Origin of the sequence: Hominimerdicola alba (assembly GCF_900112155.1) — a bacterium.
In the GTDB taxonomy this organism is placed as follows: Bacteria; Bacillota; Clostridia; order Oscillospirales; family Ruminococcaceae; genus Hominimerdicola; species Hominimerdicola alba_D.
Genome location: NZ_FOKQ01000023.1, coordinates 57,820 through 64,455 on the forward strand (window position 1 = coordinate 57,820; position 6,636 = coordinate 64,455).

Here is a 6,636-nt window from a genome sequence, read left to right on the forward strand (position 1 = left end):
AAAGGCGGTGAGCTGTATGTTTCTGGCATTTGGTACGGATATAGGTCAAAAGAGAGAAGAGAATCAGGATAGAGTAAGAGTCGAGGTTCTTGGCGATAATATGTGCATCGCTGCTGTTTGTGACGGTATGGGCGGTGCAGCTTCGGGTGCAGTGGCAAGTCAGCTTGCTGTTGACAGTTTTATCGAAAGGGTCAAAGAGAACTTCAGACCCGATATGAACTTTAATTCTATCAGGAATCTTTTGCTCAATGCCGTTCATTACGCTAACACCTGCGTGTATGAAAAAAGCATAGAGGATATAGATAAAAATGGGATGGGTACTACCTGCGTGGCTGCTTTGATCATTGACAAGAATATCTTTGTTGTCAATGTGGGTGACAGCCGCGGTTATCTGCTGACTAATGACGGCATCGAACAGATCACCACTGATCATACTTATGTGGAAGTGCTGAGACAAAGCGGTCAGATAACCGAAGAGGATGCCAAGAACCATCCCATGAGAAATGTGATCACCAGGGCAGTGGGCGTTGAACCCGATGTCGAGGTCGATTATTTTGAGCGCTATGAAGAGGGGAATTTTGCTGTTGTGCTGTGTTCTGACGGTTTGTCGGGATATTGCAGCGATGAACTTATATACTGCACTGTTTTCGGGAACAATCTCGATGAGGCAGTAACAAAGCTCATTGACCATTCGAACGAATGCGGCGGCAAAGATAATATAACCGCTGCAATTGTAGCCAACTGATTGAGACAATAAAATAATATTTAGGAGTTGAATAAAATGGATTCTAATATCGGTAAGAAGCTGGATGGCAGATATGAAATTACCGAGCTTATAGGCGTAGGCGGAATGGCTGATGTCTATAAGGCACAGGACGTAATGGAAGACCGTCCTGTGGCTGTAAAGATCCTTAAACCCGAGTTTTCGGGCGACGAGGAGTTCCTGAGGAGGTTCAGGAATGAGAGCAAGGCTATCGCAGTGCTGTCTCACCCGAATATCGTTAAGATATACGATGTGGGCTTCACTGATGAGATACAGTTCATCGTAATGGAATACATCGACGGTATCACACTGAAAGAGTTTATCGAACAACAGGGTGTATTGAAATGGAAAGATGCACTGCATTTTATCACACAGATACTGAGAGCTTTGCAGCACGCCCATGACAAGGGCATCGTTCACAGGGATATCAAGCCGCAGAATATCATGCTGTTTACCGACGGCACAATAAAGGTCATGGATTTCGGCATTGCAAGATTTTCCAGGATTGACGGCAAGACCCTTTCGGATAAGGCAATAGGCTCTGTACACTATATATCTCCCGAGCAGGCGCAGGGTGATATGACCGATGAAAGATCGGATATCTATTCCGTGGGCGTTATGCTTTATGAGATGCTTACCGGCAGAAAACCTTTTGACGGTGATACTGCTGTGAATGTTGCTCTTAAACATATGCAGGAGATGGCTGTTCCTCCCAGAGAGATAATGCCCTCCATTCCTGAGGCGTTAGAAGAGATCGTTTATCACGCTATGGAAAAGCAGCCCGCTCAGCGTTATCAGTCGGCAGCTGAGATGATAAGGGATATAGATACCTTCAAGCTCAACCAGTCAGTAGTGTTCGGCTACAAGGCAGGTTCTGCACCTGTTGTTGACAACGTAGGTTTCTATCCTGTGAATAATCAGAACAGAAAGCCTGTCATCGATGATAATTATGATGATTATGAAGATGATTATGATGATGAATATGATGACGACGATTATGATGACGATGACGACGATTACTATGAGCCCGAGAAGAAGCGCTCATATGTAGTGCCGATACTTCTGGCAGTTACTGTGGCAGTTGTTATCGTTGCAGGTATCATAATCGGATATACTGTTATCAAGACATTTTCAAAGAACGGTAACGGTACAGGAATTCACACAAGTACAGTTATGCTTCCTAACTTTGTTGGTGAGAACATAGTTCAGGTTAAGCAGGACTGGGACGATAAACTCAAGATCGAAGTTCAGGATGAGTACAATACCGATTTCGAAGAGGGTACAATCTTCTGGCAGAGCCAGACCGCAGGTAAGACCGTTAAGGAAGGTTACACCATCACACTTAAGGTAAGCCGTGGCAAGCAGATGATAGTTGTACCTGATGTTTCAGGTAATGAATCCGAAGTTGCAGAGAGCGAGTTGATAGCTGCAGGCTTCACAGTCGTTCTGAGAAGTAAGTACGATGATACTGTTCCTGAGAAAATAGCAATTGGTACTGAACCTGCTGCAGGTACTGAACATGCTTCTGGTGGTGCAGTTACACTTTATGTCAGCAAGGGTCCTCTGGATACTATGGTTAAGGTACCTAACGTTGTTGGTCTGACCAAGGAGAAGGCTATCACTATCCTTAAGGAAAACAAGCTGAAAGCAAATGTTGATGATATGCCTCATGACGGCGATAAGGGTAAGGTAATCGACCAGTCCGTTGAACCCGACAAAAGAGTTGAGAGAGACACTGAGGTTACGATCTACGTATCCACAGGTGAGACAGATCCCGTTAATCTGACGATCAGCATCCCGATGCCCGATGGTCTGCATGGTGCATACTCGCTTCAGGGCTTCGTAAACGGAAATGTACGTTATACACAGTCCATTTCCAACGGCGAGACTGTTGCAGGCGGTGCGATAACTATGGATATTTCCGGTAAGAAGACCGAGACAATCACAGTATCCATCAGAAATGAGGAAACAGGTAAGTCTGTAAACTACGCAGTATTCAATGTAAACTACGAAAAGAAGACTGCTGAACTTAGCGGTTCGCTGAATAAGGACGGCCTGCTGGATATTACTCCTAGTGTTAAGGAGGAAAGCTCAAAGCCTGAGGAAAGTTCTTCACAGCCTGATGTGACCGAGCCTCCTCAGACCGAGGCTCCTGTACCTCAGCCTACTGATGACAGCTCACAGGCTGACGTGCCTGACAATGGCGAAACCACCTACTAAGTTTATATGACAGGTATTATAACGAAAGCAATCGGAGGTCTCTACACTGTAGATGCCTCCGACGGCATATTTGAATGTAAAGCCCGCGGGATATTCAGAAAAAAGAAAATATCCCCGATGTGCGGCGATAATGTTATTATCTCTGAGGATAAAGACGGCTGTGTTATCGAGGAAATACTACCCAGACGTTCCGAACTGATAAGACCGCCTCTTGCAAATCTCGACCTGCTGGTGTTCGTATCATCTACCGTCGAGCCAAAGCCTAATACGCTTCTGCTGGATAAATTCATCGCTATTGCAGAATTTAAAAAGATAAAGCCCGTGGTGGTATTTACCAAAGTGGATAAGCGTTCCGGAGAGGAACTTGCAGCTGTATACCGGAGTGTTGGCATTGATGTTTTTGAATGTGACAATGTAACAGGCGAGGGAAGTGCCGAAGTCAGGGCTGCTCTGCAAGGCAAGCTTTCTGCCTTTACAGGCAATACCGGCGTTGGAAAGTCCTCGCTGCTGAATAATATGTATCCTGAGCTTGGGCTTGCTACGGGCGAGATCAGCAAAAAACTTGGCAGAGGAAGACATACTACCCGCCATGTTCAGCTGTATAAGCTGGAGGGAGGAGGTTATATTGCAGATACCCCTGGATTTTCCTCTTTTGATACTAACAGGTACGATATCATTTTTAAGGATAAGCTTGCTGACTGCTTTATCGAGTTCGGCGAATACACCGATAAATGCCGTTTCCCCGATTGCAGTCACACTAAGGAAAAGGGCTGTGCAGTCATCGAAGCTGTTAAAGCAGGGAAGATACCTCAGTCACGGTTCGACAGCTATCTGCAAATGTATGAGGACGCCAAACATCTAAAGGAATGGGAGTATAAAAATGACTGACACCTGTGTTATTTTTGCGGGCGGCGATCCGGTAAAATCTGAAACTGTTGACAAAGCTATTCTTGAAAATGCGTTTATCATCTGCGCTGACAAGGGATATGCCTTGGCAGAGTCTCTTGGTGTAGAAGCTGATATTGTTCTTGGGGATTTTGATTCTCTGAATTACACTCCGTCTGGTGACAAGGTTATGTGCTTTCCACCCGAAAAAGACGATACCGATCTGATGCTTGCAGTCAATAGGGCATTGGAAATGGGCGCTAAGAGAATAGTTATCTATGGTGCCTGCGGCGGCAGGATTGACCACATGATAGGCAATATTGCTTGCCTTGCGCTGATAGCCGAAAACGGAGCGAATGGAACTATTGTGGGTGATGATGACATCATATCATTCCATATGCCTGGTGAGTTTTCTGTCCCTTATAAAGAGGGTTTCTCGCTTTCACTGTTTGCCTATTCCCGAGAAGTCAAGGGGCTTGCGATTAGCGGTGCAAAGTATTCTGTACAGGACTGCACCCTTACCGATTCGGTCACGCTGGGTGTTTCAAATGAGATCATTCCCCCAGCTGCGAAAATCTCGTTTACTGAGGGCAGACTGCTCGTGATACAGTCAAGACTGTAACCAAAACCCCTCTTGCTGAATAGTATGTATTACCAAGCTACAGGGAGGTAATACTTATGAAAGTCGTAGTAGTGAAAAGTCCCCGCCTGCTTTCGGGGCTGCTGAAAATGATCTTCGGCATCAGCAAAGAGGATAGTATGTAAAATTTTTGTCGGATTGATTCGTCAGTTTTAAAGAAGTTAATAAAATTATGGCTGTCCAGAAACACTCTGGACAGCCGTTTTCTTTTGTACTCTAAACTGTTCGATGGTTGACGGCACAGGTGATATATGCTATAATCTTGCTTATAGAATAAATTTGATTTGGAGGTGAACCGTATGCTTGAAAATACCGATTTTCTCACGATAGGGTACTATATTTGTGAACACATCGATCGTCCCGAGTATCTCGAAATAGGTTCGGGCGGGTTTATTTCTGCAAGTGATTGTCTTTGTACCCATGAACCACAGTACGCTTTGTGTCATGGATGGAAACCTCACGGGGATGATAAAACTTATATCAAGCAATTTCCTGACATAGAGACCTACATAAAAATGAGCGCTGAGATAACTGAACTTATGGGTGAAAATCGCTTTTTTAGCGACGGCAGATTTTTGAGCCGCGAAGACGCCTTGCATTTCTATAAAGAATATTTTGACAGTGAAAAATATATCCTGATATCTGTTTGTGCCGAAAAGGAATTTCGGGAATATCTTGACGATGGTTTTATTTTGGATAGTGTTATCGGCGCGGTTAATACAGATGAAACGATAGGCTGTGATATCTTAGGATGGGACTTTTACGGCTTTCATTCATTCCTGTGCAACAGTCTGCAAAAGTATATAAGCGGAGTAAGATTCAACAGCTATGGTCTTATCGATAATTCTTATGATGAAACCAAGCAAATGGCGGAATCGATTCAGGGCAGGGGCGAGCCTGTTGACTGGCTGCCTGTTATCATCAGAAAAGTAAAAATTGATTGAGAGGAATTAAATGGTGTTTGTCAGAAGAGGATACACTTTTATTCTGTCAGTTCGTATATTTGGGGCTGATATATCGAACATATGACCATGAAATAATTGTTGAAGAAGGCAGAGAAATCGAGTTAATGTTTCTATCTCTTATGACATCTGACAAATAAAAACAAAAATTTTAAAAATCACAATTTTTAGTATTGACAAACATTGTAAAAATTAGTATAATAATATTATTAAAATTTTATCTTTGGAGGTAAAGACAATGAACTCGATCAAAGGATTTATGAATGGACTTTATAAGGTAGTCGGACCTGCTGTAAACGTACTGTTTGCACTTTTCCTTACAATTGCTGGTAACAGTGGTTTCCAGGCTTACAAGGCAAGCAAGAACGCTCTGACAGCATCTGATTTAGTTAATCTGGCTTTATTGGGCGATAAGGGTGCTGCATCTGCTGCAACCAAGTCGAGCGGCACAGGTTTCATCACTTTCTTACAGGTTCTGTTCTGGATAGTAGCTGTTATCTACATCGGCTGCAAGGTTCTTGAACTGCTTAACGCACTGAATGAGAACCCCAATGCTCTGAAGTCTCTGAAGCCCGCTGGCGCTCCTGCTCAGAATGTTGCACAGCCTCAGTTCGGTCAGCCTGCTCAGGCTATTCCTCAGCCCACAGCAGCAGCTGCTGCTCCTGCAGGCGCTGAAAGATTCTGCACACAGTGTGGTGCAAAGGTTCCCGCAGGCAACGCTTTCTGCACAGGCTGCGGCGCTAAGATGGACTAATTCAATTGACTAAAAAGAGCGGTCATCTGACCGCTCTTTTTGTTTCTTACGGATATATTTCTATAATATAAAAAGCTCCTGCGCATTTAGTGAACCGAACCACTTTGTGCGTACAGCACAAAAAAGCCCCTATGGATAATTAAATCAAGCAACGAACTGGCTTCGCAATTCAAGCGGAGTCAGTTTTGTTTTGAGTTGAATACGCTGGTGATTGTAAAAGTAGATGTAATCATCAATGAGCTGCCGTGCTTCATCAAATGTCTTTATCTTCGTCCTGTAAATGCATTCGGTTTTGAGTATAGAAAAGAAATTTTCTGCTAAAGCATTGTCATATGGGTTCCCACGTCTTGACATTGACGGCGTAATGTGGTATCTTTTAGTTAGGTTAAAATACGGTTGTGAAGTGTATTGA

The 6,636-nt window shown here is 43.9% G+C and carries 8 protein-coding genes; 7 read left to right on the forward strand and 1 reads right to left on the reverse strand.

The features are described 5' to 3' along the window. Positions 1 to 16 precede the first annotated feature (16 nt). The 7 genes from BM265_RS12780 (at position 17) to BM265_RS12805 (ending at position 6,224) form a co-directional block, all read left to right on the forward strand. Complete coding sequence (locus tag BM265_RS12780; RefSeq protein ID WP_074962198.1) at positions 17 to 745, forward strand: Stp1/IreP family PP2C-type Ser/Thr phosphatase; 729 nt, start codon at positions 17 to 19, stop codon at positions 743 to 745. 36 nt (positions 746 to 781) lie between these two features. Beyond that, a complete protein-coding gene (gene pknB / locus BM265_RS12785; RefSeq protein WP_074962199.1) occupies positions 782 to 2,983 on the forward strand; it encodes a Stk1 family PASTA domain-containing Ser/Thr kinase in 2,202 nt (733 codons plus the stop codon). A 6-nt stretch (positions 2,984 to 2,989) separates the two neighbouring features. Beyond that, a complete protein-coding gene (gene rsgA, locus BM265_RS12790) occupies positions 2,990 to 3,871 on the forward strand; it encodes a ribosome small subunit-dependent GTPase A (RefSeq protein WP_074962200.1) in 882 nt (293 codons plus the stop codon). Beyond that, complete coding sequence (locus BM265_RS12795) at positions 3,864 to 4,490, forward strand: thiamine diphosphokinase (RefSeq protein WP_074962201.1); 627 nt, start codon at positions 3,864 to 3,866, stop codon at positions 4,488 to 4,490. Before rsgA ends, BM265_RS12795 begins: the two co-directional genes overlap by 8 nt. A gap of 56 nt (positions 4,491 to 4,546) precedes the next feature. Beyond that, positions 4,547 to 4,633 (forward strand): stage V sporulation protein SpoVM, encoded by an 87-nt coding sequence (gene spoVM / locus BM265_RS21090; protein WP_139199666.1) that lies wholly within the window; start codon positions 4,547 to 4,549, stop codon positions 4,631 to 4,633. Between the two features lie 174 nt (positions 4,634 to 4,807). Next, positions 4,808 to 5,452 (forward strand): hypothetical protein, encoded by a 645-nt coding sequence (locus BM265_RS12800; RefSeq protein ID WP_074962202.1) that lies wholly within the window; start codon positions 4,808 to 4,810, stop codon positions 5,450 to 5,452. 256 nt (positions 5,453 to 5,708) lie between these two features. After that, on the forward strand, positions 5,709 to 6,224 hold the full coding sequence (locus tag BM265_RS12805; RefSeq protein ID WP_074962203.1) for a zinc ribbon domain-containing protein: 516 nt from the start codon (positions 5,709 to 5,711) through the stop codon (positions 6,222 to 6,224). A 144-nt stretch (positions 6,225 to 6,368) separates the two neighbouring features. Here BM265_RS12805 and BM265_RS12810 read toward each other — a convergent pair. Continuing rightward, positions 6,369 to 6,636: IS3 family transposase (locus BM265_RS12810; RefSeq protein WP_143098657.1), on the reverse strand; the 268-nt coding region annotated here is incomplete at its 5' end.

Excerpts from the sequence above, each read along its gene's own strand:
- BM265_RS12780 (WP_074962198.1), top strand. The coding sequence starts at position 17 with ATGTTTCTGGCATTTGGTACGGATATAGGTCAAAAGAGAGAAGAGAAT.
- pknB (WP_074962199.1), top strand. The coding sequence starts at position 782 with ATGGATTCTAATATCGGTAAGAAGCTGGATGGCAGATATGAAATTACC.
- rsgA (WP_074962200.1), top strand. The coding sequence starts at position 2,990 with ATGACAGGTATTATAACGAAAGCAATCGGAGGTCTCTACACTGTAGAT.
- BM265_RS12795 (WP_074962201.1), top strand. The coding sequence starts at position 3,864 with ATGACTGACACCTGTGTTATTTTTGCGGGCGGCGATCCGGTAAAATCT.
- spoVM (WP_139199666.1), top strand. The coding sequence starts at position 4,547 with ATGAAAGTCGTAGTAGTGAAAAGTCCCCGCCTGCTTTCGGGGCTGCTG.
- BM265_RS12800 (WP_074962202.1), top strand. The coding sequence starts at position 4,808 with ATGCTTGAAAATACCGATTTTCTCACGATAGGGTACTATATTTGTGAA.
- BM265_RS12805 (WP_074962203.1), top strand. The coding sequence starts at position 5,709 with ATGAACTCGATCAAAGGATTTATGAATGGACTTTATAAGGTAGTCGGA.